The organism is Methylobacterium sp. E-041 (assembly GCF_022829665.1).
Taxonomy (GTDB): Bacteria; Pseudomonadota; Alphaproteobacteria; order Rhizobiales; family Beijerinckiaceae; genus Methylobacterium.
The window spans coordinates 1-1,922 of record NZ_JAKSYQ010000187.1; the positions used below are offsets into that span (position 1 = coordinate 1).

General features: G+C 71.2%; 1 protein-coding gene. It reads right to left on the reverse strand.

Annotation, left to right across the window (positions count from 1 at the left end; all coding sequences use genetic code 11):
* On the reverse strand, positions 1 to 1,910 hold a 1,910-nt coding region (dxs, locus tag MKK70_RS18320; protein WP_243949252.1), incomplete at its 3' end, for a 1-deoxy-D-xylulose-5-phosphate synthase.
* Between the last annotated feature and the right edge of the window lie 12 nt (positions 1,911 to 1,922).

Below are 1,922 nucleotides of genomic sequence, written 5' to 3' on the forward strand. Positions count from 1 at the left end.
CGCTCGGGGAGGATGTCCTCGACCTTCCGGACGATGCTGGCGGCGTCGAGGCCGGCCTCGGCGTACATCTTGTCCGGGCTGTCGTGGTCCTGGTAGCTGTCGGGCAGGGTCATCGTGCGCACCCGAAGCCGCATCGCGTCGAGCACGCCGCGCTCGGTCAGCAGGTGCAGCACCTGCGCCCCGAAGCCGCCGCGCGAGCCCTCCTCCAGCGTGATCAGAACCTCGTGGCTCGCCGCCAGGTCCAGGATCAGCGCCTCGTCCAGCGGCTTGGCGAAGCGCGCATCCGCCACCGTCACCGCGATGCCGGCCGCCTCCAGCGTCTCGGCCGCCTTCAGCGCCTCGGACAGACGCGTGCCCAGCGACAGCAGCGCCACCCGCGCGCCCTCGGGCCGCGTCACGATCCGGCCCCGGCCGATCGCCAGCGGAACGCCCACCTCCGGCATCTCGACGCCCACCCCCTCGCCGCGCGGGTAGCGCAGCGCGATCGGGCCGTCGTCGTGCGCGTGGCAGGTCGCCACCATGTGCACCAGCTCGGCCTCGTCGGCCGCCGCCATCACCGTCATGTTCGGCAGGCAGCACAGGTACGCCAGGTCGAACGCCCCCGCATGCGTCGCCCCGTCGGCCCCCACCAGCCCCGCCCGGTCCAGCGCGAAGCGCACCGGCAGGTTCTGCAGCGCCACGTCGTGGATCACCTGGTCGTAGGCCCGCTGCAGGAAGGTCGAGTAGATCGCCACGAACGGCTTGTAGCCCTCCGTCGCCAGGCCGCCGGCGAACGTCACCGCGTGCTGCTCGGCGATCCCGACGTCGAAGGTCCGGTCCGGATGCGCCTTGCCGAACAGGTCGATCCCGGTGCCGCCCGGCATCGCCGCGGTGATCGCCACCACCTTGTCGTCGGCATCCGCCGCCTTGATCAGGCTCTCGCCGAACACCCGCGTGTAGGCCGGGGCGTTGGCCTTCGCCTTGGTCTGCACGCCCGACAGCACGTCGAACTTCACCACGCCGTGGTAGCGGTCGGCCGACGCCTCCGCCGGCGCGTAGCCCTTGCCCTTCTGCGTCACCACGTGCAGCAGGATCGGGCCCTGCTCCGAGTCGCGCACGTTCTTCAGCACCGGCAGCAGGTGGTCGAGGTTGTGCCCGTCCACCGGCCCGACGTAGTGGAAACCCATCTCCTCGAACATTGTGCCCGAGCCGACGATCAGCCCGCGGGCGAACTCCTCGGCCTGCGCCGCCCGCTGGTAGATCGCCTTCGGCAGCAGCTTGCCGAGCTGCTTGGCGGTCTCGCGCAGGCCCCGGTACGCCCCGCCCGACGCCAGCCGCGCCAGGTAGGCCGACATCGCGCCCACGGGCGGCGCGATCGACATGTCGTTGTCGTTCAGGATCACGATCAGCCGCGAATGCAGCGCGCCGGCGTTGTTCATCGCCTCGTAGGCCATGCCCGCCGACATCGAGCCGTCCCCGATCACCGCGATCATGTTGCGGCGCTTGGGCTCGGCGTGGCCCTTGGCCTTCTCCGAGGCCGCGTGCAGGTCCCGCGCCACCGCCATGCCCAAGGCGGCCGAGATCGAGGTCGAGGAATGCGCCGCCCCGAACGGGTCGTATTCGCTCTCCGAGCGCTTGGTGAAGCCCGACAGCCCGCCGCCCTGGCGCAGCGTCCGCATCCGCTCGCGCCGCCCGGTCAGGATCTTGTGCGGATACGCCTGGTGCCCGACGTCCCACACGATCCGGTCGTCGGGCGTGTCGAACACGTGGTGCAGCGCCACCGTCAGCTCGACCACCCCGAGCCCCGACCCGAGATGACCGCCCGTCACCGACACGGCCTCGATCATCTCCGAGCGAACCGCGTCCGCCACCGCCCGGAGATCGCTCTCCGGAAGCAACCGCAACGCGGACGTCTCGGACAAACCGTCCAAAATCGAGGGGGC